The organism is Mycolicibacterium pyrenivorans (assembly GCF_025821625.1).
Classification (GTDB): domain Bacteria; phylum Actinomycetota; class Actinomycetes; order Mycobacteriales; family Mycobacteriaceae; genus Mycobacterium; species Mycobacterium pyrenivorans.
Window position 1 is genome coordinate 1 of the sequence record NZ_JACKSH010000071.1, and the last position, 442, is coordinate 442.

General features: G+C 67.2%; 1 protein-coding gene and 1 pseudogene. One reads left to right on the plus strand and one right to left on the minus strand.

Going from position 1 to position 442, the window contains the following annotated elements:
• Window positions 1–188 (plus strand): annotated as a pseudogene (locus tag H7I57_RS09810) (cysteine desulfurase-like protein); the annotation flags it as partial.
• Window positions 189–296: 108 nt separating this feature from the next.
• Here H7I57_RS09810 and H7I57_RS09815 read toward each other — a convergent pair.
• On the minus strand, window positions 297–442 hold a 146-nt coding region (locus tag H7I57_RS09815), incomplete at its 5' end, for a zinc-binding dehydrogenase (protein ID WP_264023263.1).

Below are 442 nucleotides of genomic sequence, written 5' to 3' on the forward strand. Positions count from 1 at the left end.
TGCCTGCCGACCGCGTGATCAGCCGCCTGGCCGACAACGGCGTACTGGCGGTGTCGGACGGTAACTCGCGCGTGCTGGAGGCCATCGGCGTCAACGACATCGGTGGTGCCGTGACGGTTGGCCTGGGCCACTACACGACGACCGCCGAGGTCGACCAGCTTGTCCGGACGTTGGCCTCGCTCGGTTAGTTACCTGCAGCCCAGCGCGTCGAGTAGCAGCTGTGCAAGCGTCGCGCGAGCCTGACCTGGTGGCGGAAAACCGGCCTCGAAACCGCCCTGTGGTCAGGCTGGCGGAGGCTAATCCCGTACTCGCAGAAGTACTTTCCCGGACACGGCACCCGCCTGCAGGAGCTGATGGGCGGCCGCTGCCTGCTCGATGGGCAACTCGGCGCCGATGATCGGGCGCACGCGACCGTCGGCGATCATGGGCCAAACATGCTGCA